This is a genomic window from Enterobacteriaceae endosymbiont of Plateumaris consimilis (genome assembly GCF_012563145.1).
Taxonomy (GTDB): Bacteria; Pseudomonadota; Gammaproteobacteria; order Enterobacterales; family Enterobacteriaceae.
Genome location: NZ_CP046230.1, coordinates 23,130 through 46,190, shown reverse-complemented (window position 1 = coordinate 46,190; position 23,061 = coordinate 23,130). Strand labels below are relative to the sequence as shown.

The following is a 23,061-nucleotide window of genomic DNA, read 5'->3' as shown; positions in this document are numbered from 1 at the left end:
GTAAAATAATGTTAAATTATCCTATAGTTACTATAGTAGGATCACCAAACTCAGGCAAATCTACTTTGTATAATTTATTAACTAAAACTAATAAATCATTAGTTAATAATATTCCTGGATTTACAAGAGATAGAAATTATGGATATGTAAAAATAAATAAATATCAATTTATTTGTATTGATACAGGTAGTATAATAAATAATATACAAAAAAAAAAAATAAAATTAATTAATTTTTCAGTAAATGAACAAACTTTTCAAGCTATTAAAGAGGCAGATTTAATTTTATTTATAATAAAGGGCTTGTATTTAACAAGTACAGATTATGAAATTATAAATAAAATAAGATTATATAAAAAAAAAGTTATAATCATTTTGAATAGAAAACATAGTAATTTTTACGAAAAAGAATTTTATTCTTTAGGATATAGACTATTAAATATTAATTTAACTGATATTAATTATATTAATAAATTATCTATATTATTATTACCTTATATAAAAGATATTTATTTTAAAAAAAAAATAACGAAAAATATAAATTTTAAATTTTTTAATGATATTAAAAATAATAATATAACATTATCAATTATAGGTATTCCTAATGTTGGTAAATCAACTTTAATTAATAAAATTCTTCAAGAAGAAAGAATGATTGTAAATGATATTTCCGGAACAACTAGAGATAGTATTTCTATACCAATAACAAATACTAATAGTATTGTAGCAAAATATTTTAGAAATTTAATTATTGTTGATAATGCAGGTATTAAAAAAAAAAGTAAAGTAAAAAATAAAGAAAAAAATATAATTAAAAATTCTTTTAAATCTATAAAAAAATCAAATATAATTTTATTTATTATTGATGGATCTAAAGAAACATTTTTTAGTCAAGAGACTATTATTGTAAACTACATTATTAATCAAGGAAAACCCATTATTATAGCAATTAATAAATATGATTTAATTAATATAAAAAAAATAAAACAAATAAAAGAAATAATTAAAATTAAATTTCCATTTATTCCTATAATATTTATATCAGCTAAATATGGTGTCGGATTAAAAAATTTATTTAAATTTTTATTTAAAGTATATAATCTAACTAATCAAAAAATTAAAACTTCAAAATTAATGAAAATTATGTATTTAGCAGTCAATAATTTTCCACCACCTATGATTAAAAAACATCGTATAAAGTTAAAATATATACATGTAGGAAAATATAATCCATTAACTTTGATTATACATGGAAATCAAGTTACAAAATTAGAAAATAATTATAAACGTTATTTGTCAAATTTTTTATATAAAAATTTAAAACTTTTTGGTATTCCTATTTTTTTAAAATTTAAAGAAAATAAAAATCCTTATAATAAAAATTATATTAATTAATTAATTAATTATAATAATAATTATTATTACTTAATTTATCAATTTTCAAATGAATAAAATTCCTTATTATAGATTTTCAGTTGCACCTATGTTAAAAAGAACCGATAAATATTGTCGTTATTTTTATAGAAAATTAACAAGACATTCTCTTTTATATACTGAAATGATACATTCTAATGCTATTATTAATAATAAAGTACTTTTATTAAATAATTATGGAAATAATATTGCATTACAATTAGCAGGAAATGATTATAAAATACTATCTTTATGTTCAAAACAAGCAGAAAAATTAGGATATAAAGAAGTTAATTTAAATGTAGGGTGTCCATCTATCAAATCTCAAAAAGGTAATTTTGGTGCATGTTTAATGAAACAATATAATGTTTTATCTGATTGTATTAAATCCATGAGTGACAGTGTTTCAATACCAATTACAATTAAAACTCGTATTGGTATAAATGACGATGATAGTTATGCATTTTTATGTAATTTTATAGAAATTTTATCTAATAGTGGATGTAATATGTTTATTATACATGCTCGCAAAGCATTTCTTTTTAATAAGTCAAAAATTAAAATGAATCTTAAAGCTTCTAATTTAAATTATAAAGTTGTATATAGAATTAAAAAAACATTTCCGAATATTAAAATGTCAATAAATGGAGGTATTCAACATTTAAAAGAAGTAAAAAATCATTTAAAACATGTTGATGGAGTTATGATGGGTAGAAAAATTTTTAATGATCCTAAATTTTTAATGAAAATTGATGAAGAAATTTTTTGCCAAAGATATATTTCATCTACTCCTTTAACTATTATTAAATCCATGTATTCTTATATAGAAGAAGAATTAAAAAAAGGTATACATTTTAAAAAAATTATTTCTTCTGTACTAAATATTTTTAATGGTACAAATGGTTCTGCAAATTTTAAAAAATTTATTAATAATAAAAATAATTATTTAAATAATAATAGTATTCAAGTATTAGATAAAGCATTATCTTATATTAAAAATATATAACATTATAATAATATTTAAAATATAATTTTATATAATTAAATATTATATCAATATTTATATCTTACAAATGTTAATTTATGATAGTAAATAATTTAATAAAAAAATCTAAATTTAGAAAAGATTTTGACATAGAAGGCATTAAATTACCTCCTCATTCATTAGAAGCTGAACAATCAATATTAGGAGGATTAATGTTAGATAATAATCGTTGGGAAAATGTTATAGAAAAAATTATTGTACAAGATTTTTTTACATTTGCTCATAGGATTATTTTTAATGAAATGCAGTTTTTAATAGATACCGGAAAACCTATTGATTTAATCACTCTATCAGAATCTTTAGCAAACAAAAGAAAGTTAAATGATGTAGGAGGATTTGCATATTTAGCTGAATTATCAAAAAATATTCCTAGTATATCTAATATTTATGCATATATTGATATTGTACGAGAAAGAGCAATAATTAGAGAAATGATATTAGCTTCAAATGAGATTGCTGAAGCAGGATATTTTCCTAATGGAAGAAATAGTGAAGAACTAATAAATTTGGCTGAATCTCGTATTTTTCAAATAGCAGAAAAACGTATAAATAAAGATACTAAACCTAAAGGAGTTGATGAAATTTTAGAAGTAACAATTTCTAAAATTGAATCTTTCTATAAATCAACAAAACATGGTGTTACAGGAGTAGATACTGGATATCATGCATTAAATAAAAAAACAGCTGGATTACAAAAATCAGATTTAATAATTATTGCAGCTAGACCATCAATGGGTAAAACAACTTTTGCAATGAATATTTGTGAAAATGCAGCTATATCACAAGATAAACCAGTATTAATATTTAGTTTAGAAATGCCGTGTGAACAAATTATGATGCGTATGTTATCTTCTCTTTCAAGAGTTGATCAAACACGTATTCGAACAGGACAATTAAATGATAATGATTGGGAAAAAATTTCAAATACAATGGGTCTTTTATTAAAGAAAAAAAATATATATATTGACGATTCTTCTGAACTCACTCCTACTGAAGTAAGATTGAGATCACGTAGAATATTTAGAGAATATAATGGATTAAGTTTAATTATGGTTGATTATTTACAATTAATGAGAGTTCCTTCATTATCTTTTAATAGAACATTAGAAATAGCTGAAATATCACGTTCATTAAAAGCATTAGCAAAAGAATTACATGTTCCTGTATTAGCTCTATCACAATTAAATAGATCTTTAGAACAAAGATCAGACAAACGTCCAATGAATTCTGATCTGAGAGAATCTGGATCTATAGAACAAGATGCAGATTTGATAATGTTTATTTATAGAGATGAAGTATATAATGAACATAGTAATTTACAAGGTATTGCAGAAATTATTATAGGAAAACAACGTAATGGTCCAATCGGTACTATAAGATTGACTTTTAATAATAAAATAGCTCGATTTGATAATTATTCAAATTATTATAATAATTCTAATATTGACTATTAATCCATAATTTAATTAAATAATTAATTTTATTATTTATAATAATAGATTATAATATAATTTATATTAGTTTATAGTGAAATTATTAATGTTAAAAATTTTTAATACTTTAAGTAAAAAAAAAGAAATATTTAAACCAATTCATAATAATGAAGTTAAAATTTATGTATGTGGCGTAACAACATATGATTTATGTCATATTGGGCATGGAAGAACTTTTGTTATATTTGATTTAATTATAAGATATTTAAAAAATTTAGGATATAAAGTAAAATATATAAGAAATATTACAGATATTGATGATAAAATTATAGAAATAGCTAATAAAAAAAAAAAAAATATTAAATGTATTACAAATAAAATGATTTCTGAAATGCAATTAGATTTTAAGAAACTTAATCTTTTAAAACCAAATATAGAACCAAGAGCAACAAATCATATTAATGAAATTATTATTATAATTAAACATTTAATTAAAAATAATAATGCATATATTGCTAAAAATGGAGATGTGATGTTTTCTATTGATAGCTATTTAAATTATGGTAAATTATCTAGACAAAAATTAAATAAATTAAAAAAAAAACAAATATATTTTGATATAAAACAAAATCACATAGATTTTGTTTTATGGAAAATATCTAAAAATAAAAAAATTGGATGGTTATCTCCTTGGGGATATGGAAGACCTGGATGGCATATAGAATGTTCAGCTATGCATAATAAGTATTTTGGTAATTTTTTTGATATACATGGTGGCGGTAATGATTTAATTTTTCCTCATCATGAAAATGAAATAGCACAATCATATTGTTTAGATAAATCATTTCATGTAAATTATTGGATTCATAGTGGTATGATTATGATAGATAATAAAAAAATGTCTAAATCATTACATAATTCTTTGAAATTAAGAGATATTTTATCTAAATATAATAATGAAATTATTCGATATTTTTTTACTTCAACTCATTATAGGAGTCCAATCATTTATAATGAAAATGTGTTAAAACAATCTGAAGCTTCTATAAGTAGATTATATACATCAATTTATTATATAAACAATATTTCATCTAAAATAGATTTAGATAATCAAAATTATAAAAAAGATAAAGAAAATATTTTATTTGAAAAAAAATTTTACGAAGCAATGAATGATGATTTTAATACTCCAAGAGCTTATAGTATATTGTTTAATATGTCATATCAAATTAATATTTTAAATAATAAAAAGAAATTTTTATATGCAAATAATTTAATTTTAAAATTAAGAGATTTAGGAAATATTTTAGGAATTTTATTTTATAATCCTCAAAATTATTTTAAAAAAAAGAAATTATATTATTATGATAAATATCAAATTGAAAAATTAATTAAAATACGAAATAATGCACGTAAAAATAAATTTTGGGAAAAAGCAGATTCTATTAGAAATTTATTAAATAATAAAAATATTCTTTTAGAAGATTCACAGTTTGGAACTATATGGAAAAGAAATAAATAATATTTATTATAAATATATATTTTTATATATATAATTTTATGCAAAAGTCATTTAAAAAAAAAATTATAAATTTATGTAATAAGATAAAATATCATAATTATAAGTATCATGTATTACATGAACCAGAAATACCAGATCATGAATATGATAAATTATTATATAAATTAGAACAATTAGAAAATTTGTTTCCTTATTTAATAACTAATAATTCTCCAACTCAATTGGTAGGAGGTATTTTTTTACAAGATTTTAAAAAAATAAATCATATGATACCTATGTTATCATTGAATAATGTTTTTAATAAAGATGATTTATTTTTAAAATTTTTTAAACCTATAAAAAATTATTTTAATGAAGACATAAATTGTTTTTGTTGTGAATTAAAATTTGATGGAATAGCAGTAAATTTACTATATAAAAATGGTCAATTAATACAAGCCTCTACTAGAGGTAATGGAATAATAGGAGAAAATATCACTGATAATATATTATATATACATGATATTCCTCATAAACTTCAAGGAAATAATCTTCCTTCTATATTAGAAGTTAGAGGAGAAATGTTTATGACAAAAAAAAATTTAAAAATTTTAAATAAAAAAAATATTTTAAATAAAAAATTTTCAAACACTCGTAGTGCAGTAGTAAGTGCTTTATTTTTAAAAAACATTTATAATAATATTAATAATAAATTATTAAATTTTTTTAGTTATGGTATAGGTTTTATAAAAAGTAAAAAAAAATTATATAGTCAATTAGAAACATTAAAAAAATTAAAAAAATTTGGCTTACCAACTTCTGATTATACAATAATTTGTACTTCTTTAAAAGAAATTTTATTATTTTATAAAAAAATAAAAGAAAAAAGAAATAATTTACCATATCATATTGATGGTATAGTTATTAAAATAGATAATTTTGTAATACAAAAAATTTTAGGATGTACTTCACATGCACCAAAATGGGCTATTGCATATAAATTTCCTCCACAAGAAAAAACAACAATATTAAAAAATGTTATTTTTCAAATAGGAAGAACAGGATTAATTACTCCTGTAGGAAAGTTTAAAACCATTAAAATAAATGGAGTAAATATTAGTAATGCTAGTTTATATAATATTAATGAAATAAAAAAATTAGATTTAAAAATAGGTGATGTAATAATAGTACAACGTTGTGGTGATGTTATACCAAAAATAATAAATAATATAAAACAAGAAAGAGTAAATAATATTATAACTAATATTATTATTCCTAAAATATGTCCAGATTGTAAATCTATTTTAAAAAATAAAAGTCATAATAAAACAATATTATATTGTCTATCTGGATTAGATTGTAAATCTCAATTAAAAGGATATTTAAAACACTTTATATCACGTAATGCAATGAATATTAATTATATAGGTAACAAATTAATTGATAAATTAGTAGATGCTAATTTAGTAAAAAACACTATAGATTTATTTAAATTAAATATGAATATTTTAAATAAAATTTCTTATTTAGGAAATAAATCTATTTTAAAAATATTAAAATCACTAGAAATATCAAAAAAAACTACTTTTACTAAATTTTTATTTTCTTTAGGTATTGATGAAGTAGGTTTAGTTACTGCAAATAATTTAAATAATTATTTTCAAAATTTGAATAACTTATTAAATGCAGAATTAAAAGATTTTTATTGTGTACCTGGAATAGGAAAAAAAATTGCATACAATATATATAATTTTATTCAAAATAAAAATAATTTATATGTAATTAATCAATTAGTTAATAAAATTGGTATTAATTGGATAAATTATAATATAAATAAAAATTTTTTTTATAAAAAAAAAATAGTATTAACAGGTAAATTAAGTTCTATTAAAAGAATTAATATAATAGAAAAATTAATAAATTTAGGTGGTATAATTTATGATCATATATCTAAAAATATAGATATAATTATTATAGGAGAAAAACCTGGCTCTAAAATATTTAAAGCAAAAAAATTTAATATAATGATAATAAATGAACAACAATTAATAAAATTAATTAATAAATATTCATTTTAGTATTATATATATAAATTGTTTATTTATATAATAAATGATATCTTTAATATATTTAATAAAATATTATTTATTAATAAATAAATTATTATGATAAAATATCAAAATATAATAGAATATTATTTTTCTAAACAAATTAATAATACAAAATTTTTAAAAGATAAAGAGTTAATTAATGCTGTTCATAAAATTATTGAAATGTTAGATAAAGGAAAATTAAGAGTATCAGAAAAAATAAAAAATAATTGGATAACACATCAATGGATAAAAAAAGCAATCTTATTATATTTTAAAATTAGTGATAATTTTTTCATCAAAGGTGAATATAATTATTATTATGATAAAATACCTTCAAAATTTAATAATATGAGTAAAGATAATTTTAATAAATTAAATTGTCGTATTATTCCTCCAACTACTGTTAGATATGGATCTTTTTTAGATAAAAACGTTATTTTGATGCCTTCTTTTATAAATATAGGATCTTATATAGGTAATGGTACTATGATAGATACTTGGTCTACTATTGGATCATGTGCACAAATTGGTAAAAATGTTCATATATCTGGTGGAGTTGGTATAGGTGGTGTTTTAGAACCTATTCAATCTAATCCAACAATTATAGAAGATAATTGTTTTATTGGAGCTAGATCAGAAATAGTTGAAGGAGTTATCATTGAGAGTGGTACAGTAATTTCTATGGGTGTATATATTGGTCAAAGTACTAAAATATATGATAGAGAAACAGGATTAGTTTTCTTTGGTAAAGTTCCTAGTGGTTCAGTTGTAGTACCTGGTAATCTACCAGATAAAAATAATAAATATAGTTTATATTGTGCTGTAATAGTTAAAAAAGTAGATTGTAAAACTCTAAGTAAAATTGAAATTAATAATATTTTACGTGAAAATAATTAAATTGTCTCTAAATTTTAGTAATTTAGATATTTATAATTATAAATAACAAAATTTTTTTAGTTGAAAATTATATTTATAGTAAAATAAATATTTGTATAAATTATAATTTTAAATAGGTATTTATAAATATGAAAGTATTAAGTCATACATTAGGTTTTCCTAGAATTGGTCCCTATCGTGAATTAAAAAAAGCTCAAGAAAAATATTGGAATAATCAAATTACAAAAAAAAAATTATTTGATATTGGTTATAATATTAGAAAATTTAACTTAAACGAACAAAAAGTTAATAATATTGATTTATTACCTATAGGTGATTTTGCATGGTACGATCATGTACTTAATATTAGTTTAATGCTAGGAAATGTTCCTATAAGGTTTAAAGAAGAAATTAATAATATTATAAATATAGATACAATGTTTTATATTGCTAGAGGTTCTCTTCATGATAAAAAATCATTAAATGCTAGTAAAATGACTAAATGGTTTAATACTAATTATCATTATATAGTTCCCGAATTTTATAAAAATCAATCTTTTCATTTTTCCTCAAAAGAACTATTAAATGAATTAGATGAAGCTATTAAAATGAATTTTAATAATATTAAACCTATATTAATAGGTCCTATTACATATCTTTGGTTAGGTAATAAAATACAAAATAATCATTTTAGTCGTTTAGAATTATTAACAAATATTTTATCAGTATATATTGAAATATTATTAGAAATAAAAAAAAGAAATATTCAATGGGTTCAAATAGATGAACCTATTTTAGCACTAGAATTACCAAAAAAATGGTTACAAGCGTTTAAAAATGCTTATGATATTTTAAGAGATAATATTAATAATATTAATATATTATTAACTACATATTTTGGTAGTATTAGTCATAATATTGAATTAATTAAAATGTTGCCTGTACATGGAATACATATAGATTTAGTTAATGGAAAAGATAATATTGAATATATCAATAATAATATTTCTAAAAAATGGATTATATCTTTTGGAATTATTAGTGGTAGAAATATTTGGAAAACTAATTTAAAAAAATGGTATGATATTTTATTATCTATAAAAAAAAGTAGACCATTATTATGGATTGGTAGTTCTTGTTCATTAATACATAGTCCAGTAGATTTGAATTTAGAATTTAAATTAAATAAAAAAATTAAAAATTGGTTTTCTTTTTCAATACAAAAATGTAAAGAATTATCTTTAATAACTAAAGCTATAAATAATAATGATTATAGTGAATTAGTTCAATGGAGTGAATCTATATATTCTAGAAAATTTTTCAAAGATATAACTAATATAAAAGTACAAAAAAAAATATTATTAATTGGAAATCATATTATAAATAATCGTAAAAATTATAATACAAGATCACTGTTACAAAAGAGAAAGTTAAAATTACCATTTATTCCAACTACTACAATAGGATCATTTCCACAAACTTCAGATGTTAGAAAATTAAGATCTGATTTTAAATCAGGATTTATTAGCTATGATAATTATAAAAAAAATATGAAAAAACATATTAAAAATATAATTAATATTCAAGAAAATTTAGATTTAGATGTATTAGTACATGGTGAACCTGAAAGAAACGATATGGTTGAATATTTTGGAGAAAATCTTAATGGTTTTGTTATAACTGAAAATGGTTGGGTTCAAAGTTATGGTTCTCGTTGTGTAAAACCTCCAATTATTATTGGAGATATTAGTAGAAAAAAACCTATAACAGTATATTGGTCTAAATACGCACAATCGTTAACAAAAAAAATAGTTAAAGGAATGTTAACTGGACCTATAACAATGTTACTTTGGTCTTTTCCTAGAGATGATATTTCTCCTATAGAAATTACTAAACAAATTGCATTAGCTCTAAAAGAAGAAATATACGATTTAGAAAAAGCTAACATTAAAATTATACAAATAGATGAACCTGCTTTAAGAGAAGGATTACCATTAAAAAAATCTGAATGGAATTCATATTTAAAATGGGCTAAAGAATCTTTTCATTTAACAATATCATCTACAAAAGATGTAACACAAATTCATACTCATATGTGCTACTCTGAATTCAAAGATATTATACATGATATAATAGCTTTAGATGCTGATGTTATTAGTATTGAAACATCTCGTTCTGGTGATAATTTAATTAAATTATTTAAGAATTTAAATTATCCTAATGAATTAGGACTAGGAGTATATGATATACATTCACCTAATATACCATCTATAAATAAAATTAAAAAATTTTTAATTAAAGCATTAAAAAATATTTCTTTTAAAAATTTTTGGGTTAATCCTGATTGTGGATTAAAAACAAGAACTTGGGAAGAAGTAAAACAAAGTTTATATAATATGGTTAAAGCAACAAAAATTTTAAGAAAAAAATATAATAATTTTTAATAGTGATTAAATAAATTTTTTAAAAATATTTATAACTAATTTGCATCCGGGAGGATTCGAACCTCCGACCGCTCGGTTCGTAGCCGAGTACTCTATTCCACTGAGTTACGGATGCCCTTTAAATTCGGTGAGAGAGAGATTCGAACCCTCGATGTAATAGTTCATACCACATACACCCTTAGCAGGGGTGCGCCTTCAACCACTCGGCCATCTCACCATATAAAAATTATACTATATTTTATAAAAAAATAAGTCAAATTAATTATTTAAGATTTTATACAAAATTATTTTATTTATTTAACAAGTTGTTTGCTGATTTTTTTCTGCTTGAATACGTTGATAAATTTCTTCACGATGAACAGATATTTCTCTAGGAGCATTAACACCAATTCGAACTTGATTTCCTTTAATTCCTAAGACTGTTACCATAACTTCATCACCTATCATAAGTGTTTCGCCTACTCGGCGAGTAAGAATAAGCATTTTTTTCTCCTTGAAAAAAATAAAAAATAAAAATTAAAATTAAAATTAAAATTAAAATTAAGTAATATTTAATTAAAAATTATTAATTAAAATATTTTCATAAAATTTTTACATTAAAACAATGTTTTAAATTTTCTATTAATAAAAAATGTTTATATATTAAATATTAATTTTTTATATAATTTAAAAAAAATGATTTAATTTTAGTTAAAAATAAATTAAATTGTATTTCATTAAAATCACAATTTATTTGTGCTATGGTAACACATCCTCCAATTTTACAATGATTTTTATCACATAATTTATTAATAATTTTAATAACATTAATATTATTTGCTAAATTATTAGAAATTTTTATCATTATATAATAATTATTATCCCATTTAGTAGATAATATTATTATAAAATTATTTATTTTACTAATTAAATTCTTTAAGAATAAATGAAATAATTTAGGATGAAAATTATAAATATTGCTTATTATAAAATTAATATTTTGTGAAAAAATATTATTTGATAATAATATTTTACTTTCATTCTCAATAAAATATTGTTCTAAATTATTTAAAGATTTTTTTAAAATACTTCTTTTATTTTTATATATTAAAATTTTTTCAATTAAATGAGCTTTATTAGTTTTAAAAATATCAATAATTAATTTTAATCTTTCATTTTGTTTTTGTATATATTGTAATGAATAATCATGAGTTATAGCATGTATTCTTTTAATTCCATGTGATATATTACTAAATTTTTTAATTATAAAAAAACCAATTTGATTCGTATTTAATATATGAGTTCCTCCACAATATTCTTTAGAAATTTTTTCTATTTCCACAATTCTAACAATATCACCATACTTTTCATCAAATAATGATATTATGTTTTCATTTTTTTTAGCTATATATTTATTAATTGTGTATATTTTAACAGGAATATTATCAAATATATAATTATTTATCATTTTTTCTATTTTTAATAAGAATAAAAAATCTAAATTCTTAAAATAAGAAAAATCAAAACGTAAATAAGTGTCTGTAATATAAGATCCTTTTTGTTGTACATGTTCTCCTAATAATTTACGTAAACAAGCATGTAATAAATGTGTTACAGAATGATTTCTACTAATATTTTGTCTAAAATCAATATTTATTTTAGCTTTTAAATTATCATTTACAACTAATGTACCTGAAATCATTTCTCCTATATGAAGTATTAAGTCTTTATTAATTTTGGTATTACAAACTTTAAATAAATTATTCTGATCTTTTTCTAAATAACCTATATCACCTATTTGTCCTCCTGATTCTCCATAAAATGGGGTAATATTTAATATTATTACTCCTTTTTCACCTTTATGAATTTTATTTGTTAGTTTATTATTTATATATATATCTAATATACGACTATTAGTTTCAAATTTACAATATCCTTCAAATTTTGATTTTTTATTTATATAATGTGACTTTTGATTATTTTTAAATAAATTATTTTTCCTAGCAAGATTACGTTGTATATCCATATATTGATTGTATTCTTTTTGATTTATATCAATATTTTTTTTTTTACATATACTTTTTATTAAATCTATTGATACTCCAAAAGTATCATATAAATAAAATACTTTTTTACCACTTAAAATATTTGTTTTTAATTTTTTAATTTCTTTATTTAATAATATTGTTCCATTTTTTAAAATTTTTTCAAAGTTTTTTTCTTCATTTTGTATAATTTTTTCAATAAACTTACATTTTTCATCTAATTTTATTATTTTGGAATCAATACTTATGTTTTCTATAAATATTTTTACTATTTTATAAAAAAAAGGTTTTTTTTGTCCTAACATTTTTCCATGATTTATAGCTCTCCTTATAATTTTTCGTAAAGCATAACCTCTATTTTCATTGCTAGGTAATATTCCTTCATATATTAAATATACAGTAGATCTAATATGATCTGCTATTACTTTTAAAGAATTATTTTCTAAATTAGTTGTATTAGTAATTGTAGCTATATATTTAATTAATTTTTTAAATATATTTAATTGATAATTAGAATCAAATCCTTGTAAAACACAACTAATACGTTCTAATCCCATACCTGTATCAACTGACTTTATATTTAATGGAATTAATTTTCCATATGAAGTTTTATTAAATTGTATAAATACAATATTCCATATTTCAATAAAACGATTTCCAGTATTATTAATAATATCACCAGATAAATGTTCTCCTAAATCATAAAAAATTTCAGTTGAAGGTCCACAAGGACCAGTATTATCCATTTGCCAAAAATTATCAGAATTATAAAGAATATTATTTTTATCTCCGATTAAAATAATATTTTTTTTTAAAACTCCTATATGTTTATACCAAATATTATAAGTCTCTTTATCTGTATAATATACAGTAACAAATATTTTTTTTTTATTCAAATTAAACCATTTTGAATCAGTTAATAACTCCCATGCATAATAAATAGCTTCTTTTTTAAAATAATCTCCGAAACTAAAATTGCCTAACATCTCAAAAAATGTATGATGTCTATTTGTAAAACCTACATTTTCTAAATCATTATGTTTTCCTCCAATACGTATACATTTTTGTATTGTAACTATACGTGATTGATTAGATTGTTTATTTCCTAAAAAAAATTCTTTGAATTGATTCATTCCAGCATTTGTAAATAATAATGATGAGTCATTTTGTGGTATTAATGAACTACCTTTCATGATAATATGTTTTTTATCAGAAAAATAATTTAGAAAAATCTTACTAATTTCATTAGTTGTTTTTACCATGGATAAAAAACCTTTAATTTATTTGTTTATTTTTTTTAAAATTTACAATTTATTAAAAAATAGTAATAGTTTTTAAAAAATATTTTTATTTAATAAAATTTCTCTTAATTTTGATTCAATATCATTTGCTTTTTTTTTATTTTGTTTTAAAAAATTTATAGCATTTAATTTTCCTTGTCCTATTTTTTCATTTTTATAACTATACCATGAACCACATTTTTCTATTAATTTTTGTGTAACACCTAAATCTAATAATTCTCCATAAATATTGATTCCTTCTCCATATATAATTTGAAATTCTGCTTGTTTAAAAGGTACAGCAACTTTATTTTTTACTACTTTTACTCTTGTTTCACTACCAATAATATTATCTCCATTTTTAACATTACCAATTTTACGAATATCTAATCTTATAGAAGAATAAAATTTTAAAGCATTACCACCAGTGGTAACTTCAGGATTACCAAATAATACACCTATTTTCATACGTATTTGATTTATAAAAATTAATAATGTATTAGATTGTTTTAAATTACTAGCTAATTTACGCATTGCTTGACTCATCATTCTAGCAGCTAATCCTATATGAGAGTCTCCTATTTCTCCTTCAATTTCTGCTTTAGGTGTTAATGCTGCTACAGAATCTACAATAATAACATCTACTATACCTGATTTAGCTAATGCATCACATAATTCTAATGCTTGTTCTCCTGTATCAGGTTGAGAACATAATAAACGATTAATATCAACATGAAGTTTTTTAGCATATATAGGATCTAAAGCATGTTCTGCATCAATAAAAGCACATATTTTACCGGCTTTTTGAGCTTCAGCTATAACTTGTAATGTTAATGTAGTTTTTCCTGAAGCTTCTGGACCATATATTTCTACAATACGACCAATAGGTAATCCACCTATACCTAAAGCTATATCTAAAGTTATAGATCCTGTTGATATAGATTCTATATCCATAGTTCTATTATCACCTAGTCTCATAATAGAACCTTTTCCAAATTGTTTTTCTATTTGAGAAATAGCATCATCAAGAACTTTTTGTTTTTCTTTTGTTAAATTCACAAAGTTTCCTTATAAATATATCTTTAAATACAATTTTTTTATATTGTATGTTAATATAAAACATTTTATGAATATATATAAATAGTCTTATTTTGAATAATAATAATATAATTAATAATTATGGAATTAAAAAATTTTATAGTAATCCTACTTATATTTTAAATATAAAAGGTTTTCATTGTCCTGAAACATTAATAATGATTAAAAAAAAAACTCGCAATATGATAAAAAATCAAACTTTACTTATTATTACTGATAATAACTTAGTTTATTTAGATATAAAACAATTTTGTTTATTTATGAAATATAAAATTATTAAAAAAAAAATAAATTCTATTCCTTATTTATTTGTAATAAAAAATTTTAATAAATAATTGTATATTAAATATAATTTCTTTTATATAATTCATAATTTACAATACTTAATTTTCTCTTACGATATAAAAACCAATTTTTTGGTAATACAATTTTTGTACTATTTATTTTATATTCAAGATAAATTAATGCATTATTTTTTAACCAATAATTGTTTTCTAATAAAAAACAAGTTTTTTCAATTAATATATTTTTTTTAGAAAATGGAGGATCTATAAAAATTAAATCATATTGATTCCCACGTGTAGATAAATAATCCAAAGTATTTTTATAAATTAACATTATTTTTTTAGTTTGTAATAAAATAGAATTTTTTCTTAATTGTTGAAAAATTTTAAAATTATTTTCAATTAAAGTAGCAGATAAAGCATTTCTTGATAAAGCTTCAAAACTAAGAGCTCCAGTACCAGCATAACAATCTAAACATTTTAGCATATATAGATTTTTAGATAACCAATTAAATAAATTTTCACGAATAAAATTCATTGTAGGTCTTAAATTTTTATCTTTAATCACATATATTTTTTTACCTTTCCATTTTCCTGAAATAATATTTATTTTGTTCATATGAATAATATTGACTATATATAAAAACATTAAATCTTAATTAATAAATTGAAATATTATTTTTTTATATATTAATTAAATAATATTTATTATACTTAATATTAAGTATCTTTTATCAAATTAAAATTATAAAATTATATATATACAATAAAACATTATGACACAAAATAAAATATCTATTCCTGCTGCAATAGTTAAAAAAAAACAAGGATTTTTTAGTTATTTAAAAAATAGTTTATTAAAAACTAGTAGAAATATTGGTAAAGAAATTATTAAGATTTTTAGTAATAAAAATATTATAGATGAAAAACTATTTAATTCTTTAACAAAAACTTTAATTACTGCTGATGTAGGATTAAAAACAACTAAAAAAATTATTAATTTAGTATCTAAATATGCAGATAAAAAAAAATTACAAAGTTCATTTTTATTATATGATTATATAAAACATGAAATGTTAAATATATTAATTCCTGTAGAACGTCCATTAATTATTGGTAATAAGAAACCATTTATAATTTTAATTATTGGTGTAAATGGTGTTGGTAAAACAACTACTATAGGAAAATTAGCTTATTATTTTTATAAAAATAATAAATCAGTACTTTTAGCATCTGGAGATACTTTTAGAGCTGGTGCTGATAAACAATTAACTTTTTGGAGTAATAAAAGTCATAGTTATATTGTAAATAACTATAAAAAAAAAGATAGTGCATCTGTAATTTTTGATGCTTTTTATAAAGCTAAAAATAAAAATATTGATATATTAATAGCAGATACAGCAGGTAGATTACATAATAATTTAAATTTAATAGAAGAATTAAAAAAGATTGTTCGCGTAATTAAAAAAGTTAATAATCAATCTCCCCCTGATGAGATCATGTTAATATTAGATGCTAATATTGGACAAAATTCTATTAATCAATTAAAAATATTTCATGATAGTATTGGAGTTACAGGTATAACTGTTACTAAAGTTGATGGAACAGCTAAAGGAGGAATTATTTTTTCTTTAGCTAATGAATTTGGTATACCAATCAGGTATATTGGTTCTGGAGAAAAGATTACTAATTTACATTTATTTAATGCTAAAGAATTTATTAATGCTATTTTTTATAAAAATTAAAATTTATTAAAAAATTAAGTTTTGTTAAAACTTTAAGAGGATATGATGATTAAAGATATGATGTTAACATCATCCATAACTCCATTAGGAACTTTAGAGTCATATATATATATAACTAATATATGGCCTATGCTAACTCATAAAGAAGAAAAAGAATTATCAAACAAATTGTTTTATAAAGGTGATATTATATCTGCAAAAAAATTAATTTTATCTCATTTACGTTTTGTTGTACATGTAGCTAAAAAATATTCTGGTTATGGATTACAGTTAGCTGATCTTATACAGGAAGGCAATATTGGTTTAATGAAAGCTGTTCGTAGATTTAATCCAGAAATAGGTGTTCGTTTAGTTTCTTTTGCTGTTCATTGGATAAAAGCAGAAATACATGAGTATGTATTACGAAATTGGCGTATAGTAAAAGTAGCAACAACTAAAGCACAAAGAAAATTATTTTTTAACTTACGTAAAGCTAAACAAAGATTAGGTTGGTTTAATATAGAAGAAATTAATATGGTAGCTCAAGAATTAGGAGTATCAATTAAAGATGTAAAAGAAATGGAATCAAGAATGTCATCACAGGATATGACATTTGATTTTCCGATACAAAATAATATTAAAAATAATAAAAATACTAATTCTACATATTATCTTCAAGATAAACAATCTAATTTTGCTTACGATATTGAACAAAATAATTGGAAAGATTATATTTCACATAAGTTATCCAATGCCATATTAAAATTAGATCAACGTAGTAGAAATATAATATATTCTCGTTGGTTAAATAAAAATAAAAATAAAACTACATTACAAGAGTTAGCTAATTATTATGGTATTTCTGCTGAAAGAATTCGTCAATTAGAAAAAAATGCTATGAAAAAGTTACGTTTATCAATAGAACATTATTAACTTAATTGATTTTTATATAAAACTTTTTAAATTATTTTTAATAATTTATTTTTTTAAAAAAAGGAACATATTATGTCTAGTAAAAGAGGTATTAATAAAGTAATTTTAATAGGCAATTTAGGAAAAGATCCTGAAATTCGTTATATGCCGAATGGTAATGCTGTTGTTAATATTATAATGGCTACTTCAGAAAATTGGAAAGATAAACAAACTAAAGAAAATAAAGAAAAAACAGAATGGCATAGAATTGTAATTTTTGGTAAATTAGCAGAAATCGCTAATGAATATTTACGAAAAGGATCTCAAGTATATATAGAAGGATATTTACAAACAAGAAAATGGCAAGATCAAAATGGACAAAATCATTATATTACTGAAGTAATAGTTAGTATAGGAGGTACTATGCAAATGTTAGGAAATAATCGTCAAAATGAAAATATAATGAATAAACAACCAATTAATAATAAAAATAAATTAGAAAATAATCATTGGAATTCAAAAACAGATAATGATTTAATAAATAAAGAAAATAATCAATCATTATTATCAGATAAACATGAAAATATTATTGATTTTGAAGATGATATTCCATTTTAATTATAAATGTATATTTTATAATAAAAATATTTTTGTATTATTAATATAATTAAAAGATTTTATCTTATGTTAAATAATAATAAAGTATTACTATCACTAAAAGAAAAATTTTCTAATAAATCTTTTCTAGTAAAAGGTAATATTAAAATTTTTAATAAAAAATTTGGTATATTAGAAACAGAATCAAATCAAATATATGAAATATCTAATTTATATATAAAATACGTAATCCATGACGATTATGTAATTGCTAGTATTAAACATATTAATAATAAATTAGTAGCTATTCCTATTAAGTTATTAAAATCATCAATAAATTTTTTTATAGGAAACATAAAAATAAATAATAATAAATTATTTGTTATTCCAGAAAATAAACTTTTACACAATATAATTATAGAATGTTTTTCTAAAAAAAATATTAAACATATTTTTCAAAATAAAGAAAAAGTAATTGCAACTATAGTTAATCATCCTTTAAAAACACAAAAAAACGTTTTTATTGCAGAAATTTTAGAACATATAACTAAAAATAATAATTATTTAATTCCATGGTGGACAATACTTTCTAAATATAATCTTGAAATTGATCCTCCAAGTGATGATTTATGTAAAAATATACATATTTTAGACAAAAATTTATATAGAGAAGATCTTACAGATTTATGTTTTATTACAATAGATAATAATGATACTAAAGATATAGATGATGCTATTTTTATAAAAGAAATGTCTGAAAAAAAATTAATTATTTATGTAGCTATAGCTGATCCTACATCTTATATATCTGAAGATAGTGAATTAAATAAAATTGCATTAAAACGTATGTTTACTAATTATTTACCTGGTTTTACTGTTCCTTTACTACCTAAATTTTTATCAGAAAATTTATGTTCTTTAAATCCTAATCAAACCAGGTCAGCATTAATATGTAAAATGCAAATTAATAATCATGGTATTTTATTAGAACAAATAGATTTTTCTATAGCTTGGATACAATCCAAAGCTAAATTAAGTTATTATAATGTATCTAATTGGTTAGAAAATATAGGAAATTGGAATCCAAAAAATAATGATGTAAAGCAACAAATATTGTTATTATATAAATTTTATCAATATCGTATTAAATGGAAAAATAAAAATGTATTATTATTTAATAATAAAGATTATAAATTTATATTTAATCATAAAGGAAAAATATTAAATATAATAATAGAGGAAAAACGTATTGCACATAAAATTATTGAAGAAACAATGATAGCAGCTAATATATGTGCAGCAAAAATATTAAAAAAAAAATTAGGTTTTGGAGTTTATAATATAAATAATGGTTTTAATTATAATAAAATAAATAAAGTAATATCTTTATTAAAAGAATATAATATTGAATGTAATGTATCATTTTTAATAAATTTAAAAGGATTTAAAAAAATAAATGATAAATTAGAAAATTTACAATTATTAAAACAACGTTTAAAAAAATATCAATTAATGACAATATTCCATGTAAAACCTGCACCTCATTTTTATTTAGGTGTTAAATGTTATGCTACTTGGACATCTCCTATTCGAAAGTTTGGAGATATAATTAATCATAGATTATTAAAATCTATAATTAGAAAAGAAATAATTAATAAACCATCAAATAAAATATTTTATTTGATGAATAAAATAAAATGTTTAAATAAACAAGCTTCCAAAGATTTATCTTCTTGGTTATATTATAAATTTTTAAAAAATAGTATTTATACAAAAGAAGTTTTTATATCTAAAATAATTGATATATTATATATTGGAATACGTGTACGTTTAATAAAGAATGGTGCATATGCTTTTATACCCAAAAAATTTTTATATCCAATTATTAATGAAATTAATATTAATTCAGAAAAAGGTTTAATTTATATTAAAAACAAGTTAACATTTAAATTATGTGATGAAATTAAAGTTATTATTAAAGAAATTAATATTGATACGTATAATATAATTGTTAAATTAGCAAAATAGAATAGATTTATTTTAGGTTATATAAATGAAATTTAAAGGACATATAATTTTTGCTATATCTAGTAGCATTTTAATTCAACATTTTATTTTAAATAAATATATAATCCAATATGATTGGTGGCATATAATTCCAGCATCAATAATTACATGTTTATTGCCAGATATTGATCATCCTAAATCTTTTTTAGGAAATAAAATAAAGATATTTTCATATATAATATCTAAAATATTTGGTCATCGAGGATTTACACATAGTTTATTATCTTTAATTATTATTATAATTTTTTTAAATTATTATAGTTTTAATATTATTCCTATTGATATAAAAATAGGATTTATAATAGGTTATTCAAGTCATATATGTTCTGATATGTTAACTCCTTATGGAGTACCATTATTATGGCCATACAAAAAAAAATTTTCATTACCTATTATAAAAAATAATTTTTTTAAAGAAGAAATTTTTTGTTATGTATTATTAATATTATCTTTATATTTATTATTTCCTATAGGAAATAATTTTATTATAAGATTATATAATAATGTATCTCATTAAATTATTTTTAAATAAATTTACTATTTACTATTTTTAACAAAAATAAAATGATACTATTTTAAAGTAAAACATAAAAATTGTTTCATTTTATAAATAAAATTATGATGAAGTATAAAAAAAAAATATTAGTTACCTGTGCTTTACCATATGCAAATGGTCCTATTCATTTAGGACATATGTTAGAACATATTCAAGCAGATATTTGGGTAAGACATAATAAATTATATTATTCTAATGAAATATATTTCATATGTGCAGATGATGCTCATGGTACTGCTATTATGTTAAAATCTCAAGAATTAAATATCACTCCAGAAAAAATGATTTCTCAAATACATAAACAACACATATCAGATTTTAAAAAATTTAATATTAGTTATAATAATTATTATACTACTCATAGTGATGAAAATCGTTTAATATCTAATTCTATTTATTTACGTTTAAAAAAAAAAAATTTTATAAAAAAAAAAATAATTAGCCAATTATTTGATCATAATTATGGTCTATTTTTACCAGATAGATTTGTTAAAGGTACATGTCCAAAATGTAAAACTTTAAATCAATATGGTGATAATTGTGAAGTTTGTGGATCAACTTATAATAGTATTGATTTAATAAAACCTATTTCTATTTTATCTAATACAATTCCAGAATTACGTATTACTGAACATTATTTTTTTGATTTACCTCAATTTACTGATAAAATTAAAAAATGGATCAGTTCAGGAGTTTTACAAAAATCAGTAGAACATAAAGTTAAAGAATGGTTTATATCTGGATTAAAATTATGGGATATAACTAGAGATACACCGTATTTTGGTTTTAAAATACCAGGAACAATAAATAAATATTTTTATGTTTGGTTAGATGCACCTATTGGATATATTAGTACATTTAAAAATCTATGTAATAAAAACAAAAAATTAAATTTTTATGAATGGTGGAATATTAATTCCATAACAGAATTATATCATTTTATAGGAAAAGATATAATTTATTTTCATAGTTTATTTTGGCCAGCTATTTTAGAAGGAAGTAATTTTAGAAAACCTACTAAATTGTTTGTTCATGGTCATGTAACATTAAATGGTAATAAAATGTCCAAATCAAAAGGTACATTTATTACTGCAAAAAATTGGTTAAAATATGTAGATTCTGATAGTTTACGTTTTTATTATGCTTCAAAATTATCTTTAAATACAGATGATATTGATTTAAATTTAGATGATTTTGTAATACAAATTAATAATGGTATTGTTAATAAAATAGTTAATTTAGCATCTCGTACATCATATTTTATAAATCATTTTTTTAATAATAAATTATCAGATAATATTGATAAAAAATTATATTTAAATTTTGTTAAAAAATCAGAAATTATTCATAATTACTTTATAAATTTACAATTTAGTCATGCTGTAAAAGAAATTTTAAAATTAGCAGATATTGCTAATCGTTATATTGATGATGAAAAACCTTGGTTATTAGCTAAAAAAAATATTACAGATTTAAATATACAAAACATTTGTTCTATGGGTATTAATATGTTTCGTGTAATTATAACTTATATAAAACCAATTATGCCTATATTATCCAAAAAAAGTGAAATTTTTTTAAAAAAAAAATTAAATTTTAATAATTTATATTATCCACTTTTAGGTAGTGAAATAAAACAATTTAAAATCTTATTTAAAAGAATTGATATTAACAATTTAAATAAATTAATAAAGTTATCTAAATATTAATTTAAA

17 protein-coding genes, 2 tRNA genes and 1 pseudogene are annotated in these 23,061 nt (G+C 20.0%); 14 read left to right on the top strand and 6 right to left on the bottom strand.

Annotated features, from left to right (window positions below; translation table 11 throughout):
* The first annotated feature begins 8 nt into the window (after window positions 1-8).
* From der to metE, 7 genes are all read left to right on the top strand, one after another.
* Window positions 9-1,394: a ribosome biogenesis GTPase Der gene (der, locus tag GJT81_RS00225; protein ID WP_169785354.1), complete on the top strand. Its 1,386-nt coding sequence runs from the start codon at window positions 9-11 to the stop codon at window positions 1,392-1,394.
* Window positions 1,395-1,443: 49 nt separating this feature from the next.
* Window positions 1,444-2,418 carry a tRNA dihydrouridine(20/20a) synthase DusA gene (dusA, locus tag GJT81_RS00220; protein WP_169785353.1) on the top strand — a complete coding sequence of 325 codons (975 nt, stop codon included), beginning with the start codon at window positions 1,444-1,446 and terminating at the stop codon, window positions 2,416-2,418.
* Between the two features lie 77 nt (window positions 2,419-2,495).
* The gene (gene dnaB / locus GJT81_RS00215; protein ID WP_169785352.1) at window positions 2,496-3,911 is read left to right on the top strand and encodes a replicative DNA helicase; all 1,416 of its coding nucleotides are present in this window, start codon (window positions 2,496-2,498) and stop codon (window positions 3,909-3,911) included.
* A gap of 85 nt (window positions 3,912-3,996) precedes the next feature.
* A complete protein-coding gene (gene cysS, locus GJT81_RS00210) occupies window positions 3,997-5,412 on the top strand; it encodes a cysteine--tRNA ligase (protein ID WP_169785351.1) in 1,416 nt (471 codons plus the stop codon).
* A 38-nt stretch (window positions 5,413-5,450) separates the two neighbouring features.
* Window positions 5,451-7,469 carry an NAD-dependent DNA ligase LigA gene (gene ligA, locus GJT81_RS00205; protein WP_169785350.1) on the top strand — a complete coding sequence of 673 codons (2,019 nt, stop codon included), beginning with the start codon at window positions 5,451-5,453 and terminating at the stop codon, window positions 7,467-7,469.
* Between the two features lie 87 nt (window positions 7,470-7,556).
* Window positions 7,557-8,381, top strand: coding sequence for a 2,3,4,5-tetrahydropyridine-2,6-dicarboxylate N-succinyltransferase (gene dapD / locus GJT81_RS00200; RefSeq protein WP_169785349.1), 825 nt, complete (start codon window positions 7,557-7,559; stop codon window positions 8,379-8,381).
* A 128-nt stretch (window positions 8,382-8,509) separates the two neighbouring features.
* Window positions 8,510-10,804: a 5-methyltetrahydropteroyltriglutamate--homocysteine S-methyltransferase gene (gene metE, locus GJT81_RS00195; RefSeq protein WP_169785348.1), complete on the top strand. Its 2,295-nt coding sequence runs from the start codon at window positions 8,510-8,512 to the stop codon at window positions 10,802-10,804.
* Between the two features lie 41 nt (window positions 10,805-10,845).
* On the opposite strand, the gene GJT81_RS00190 is transcribed toward metE, so the two are convergent.
* From GJT81_RS00190 to recA, 5 genes and pseudogenes are all read right to left on the bottom strand, one after another.
* Window positions 10,846-10,919, bottom strand: a tRNA-Arg gene (locus GJT81_RS00190).
* A gap of 10 nt (window positions 10,920-10,929) precedes the next feature.
* Window positions 10,930-11,021, bottom strand: a tRNA-Ser gene (locus GJT81_RS00185).
* Window positions 11,022-11,101: 80 nt separating this feature from the next.
* Window positions 11,102-11,287, bottom strand: coding sequence for a carbon storage regulator CsrA (gene csrA / locus GJT81_RS00180; protein ID WP_169785347.1), 186 nt, complete (start codon window positions 11,285-11,287; stop codon window positions 11,102-11,104).
* A gap of 166 nt (window positions 11,288-11,453) precedes the next feature.
* Window positions 11,454-14,090, bottom strand: coding sequence for an alanine--tRNA ligase (gene alaS, locus GJT81_RS00175; protein WP_169785346.1), 2,637 nt, complete (start codon window positions 14,088-14,090; stop codon window positions 11,454-11,456).
* A gap of 87 nt (window positions 14,091-14,177) precedes the next feature.
* Window positions 14,178-15,167: pseudogene (recA, locus tag GJT81_RS00170) on the bottom strand (recombinase RecA); the annotation flags it as partial.
* Window positions 15,168-15,259: 92 nt separating this feature from the next.
* Between recA and GJT81_RS00165 the strand changes: the two are divergent.
* Window positions 15,260-15,541: a sulfurtransferase TusA family protein gene (locus tag GJT81_RS00165; protein WP_169785344.1), complete on the top strand. Its 282-nt coding sequence runs from the start codon at window positions 15,260-15,262 to the stop codon at window positions 15,539-15,541.
* A 7-nt stretch (window positions 15,542-15,548) separates the two neighbouring features.
* Here GJT81_RS00165 and rsmD read toward each other — a convergent pair whose 3' ends face one another.
* The gene (gene rsmD / locus GJT81_RS00160) at window positions 15,549-16,109 is read right to left on the bottom strand and encodes a 16S rRNA (guanine(966)-N(2))-methyltransferase RsmD (protein ID WP_169785343.1); all 561 of its coding nucleotides are present in this window, start codon (window positions 16,107-16,109) and stop codon (window positions 15,549-15,551) included.
* A 157-nt stretch (window positions 16,110-16,266) separates the two neighbouring features.
* Here rsmD and ftsY point away from each other — a divergent pair, with 157 nt between their 5' ends.
* From ftsY to metG, 6 genes are all read left to right on the top strand, one after another.
* A complete protein-coding gene (ftsY, locus tag GJT81_RS00155; protein ID WP_169785342.1) occupies window positions 16,267-17,235 on the top strand; it encodes a signal recognition particle-docking protein FtsY in 969 nt (322 codons plus the stop codon).
* Between the two features lie 45 nt (window positions 17,236-17,280).
* Window positions 17,281-18,147 (top strand): RNA polymerase sigma factor RpoH, encoded by an 867-nt coding sequence (gene rpoH / locus GJT81_RS00150; protein WP_169785736.1) that lies wholly within the window; start codon window positions 17,281-17,283, stop codon window positions 18,145-18,147.
* A 72-nt stretch (window positions 18,148-18,219) separates the two neighbouring features.
* Window positions 18,220-18,744 (top strand): single-stranded DNA-binding protein, encoded by a 525-nt coding sequence (gene ssb / locus GJT81_RS00145; protein ID WP_169785341.1) that lies wholly within the window; start codon window positions 18,220-18,222, stop codon window positions 18,742-18,744.
* Between the two features lie 66 nt (window positions 18,745-18,810).
* A complete protein-coding gene (locus tag GJT81_RS00140; protein ID WP_169785340.1) occupies window positions 18,811-20,751 on the top strand; it encodes an exoribonuclease II in 1,941 nt (646 codons plus the stop codon).
* 25 nt (window positions 20,752-20,776) lie between these two features.
* The gene (locus GJT81_RS00135; RefSeq protein ID WP_169785339.1) at window positions 20,777-21,307 is read left to right on the top strand and encodes a metal-dependent hydrolase; all 531 of its coding nucleotides are present in this window, start codon (window positions 20,777-20,779) and stop codon (window positions 21,305-21,307) included.
* A gap of 101 nt (window positions 21,308-21,408) precedes the next feature.
* Window positions 21,409-23,055, top strand: a complete 1,647-nt coding sequence (gene metG / locus GJT81_RS00130; protein WP_169785338.1) for a methionine--tRNA ligase — start codon at window positions 21,409-21,411, stop codon at window positions 23,053-23,055.
* The last annotated feature ends 6 nt before the right edge of the window (window positions 23,056-23,061 follow it).

Coding starts and splice junctions, on each gene's coding strand:
- der (WP_169785354.1), top strand. CDS start 9: ATGTTAAATTATCCTATAGTTACTATAGTAGGATCACCAAACTCAGGC.
- dusA (WP_169785353.1), top strand. CDS start 1,444: ATGAATAAAATTCCTTATTATAGATTTTCAGTTGCACCTATGTTAAAA.
- dnaB (WP_169785352.1), top strand. CDS start 2,496: ATGATAGTAAATAATTTAATAAAAAAATCTAAATTTAGAAAAGATTTT.
- cysS (WP_169785351.1), top strand. CDS start 3,997: ATGTTAAAAATTTTTAATACTTTAAGTAAAAAAAAAGAAATATTTAAA.
- ligA (WP_169785350.1), top strand. CDS start 5,451: ATGCAAAAGTCATTTAAAAAAAAAATTATAAATTTATGTAATAAGATA.
- dapD (WP_169785349.1), top strand. CDS start 7,557: ATGATAAAATATCAAAATATAATAGAATATTATTTTTCTAAACAAATT.
- metE (WP_169785348.1), top strand. CDS start 8,510: ATGAAAGTATTAAGTCATACATTAGGTTTTCCTAGAATTGGTCCCTAT.
- csrA (WP_169785347.1), bottom strand. CDS start 11,287: ATGCTTATTCTTACTCGCCGAGTAGGCGAAACACTTATGATAGGTGAT.
- alaS (WP_169785346.1), bottom strand. CDS start 14,090: ATGGTAAAAACAACTAATGAAATTAGTAAGATTTTTCTAAATTATTTT.
- rsmD (WP_169785343.1), bottom strand. CDS start 16,109: ATGAACAAAATAAATATTATTTCAGGAAAATGGAAAGGTAAAAAAATA.
- ftsY (WP_169785342.1), top strand. CDS start 16,267: ATGACACAAAATAAAATATCTATTCCTGCTGCAATAGTTAAAAAAAAA.
- rpoH (WP_169785736.1), top strand. CDS start 17,281: ATGATTAAAGATATGATGTTAACATCATCCATAACTCCATTAGGAACT.
- ssb (WP_169785341.1), top strand. CDS start 18,220: ATGTCTAGTAAAAGAGGTATTAATAAAGTAATTTTAATAGGCAATTTA.
- GJT81_RS00140 (WP_169785340.1), top strand. CDS start 18,811: ATGTTAAATAATAATAAAGTATTACTATCACTAAAAGAAAAATTTTCT.
- GJT81_RS00135 (WP_169785339.1), top strand. CDS start 20,777: ATGAAATTTAAAGGACATATAATTTTTGCTATATCTAGTAGCATTTTA.
- metG (WP_169785338.1), top strand. CDS start 21,409: ATGATGAAGTATAAAAAAAAAATATTAGTTACCTGTGCTTTACCATAT.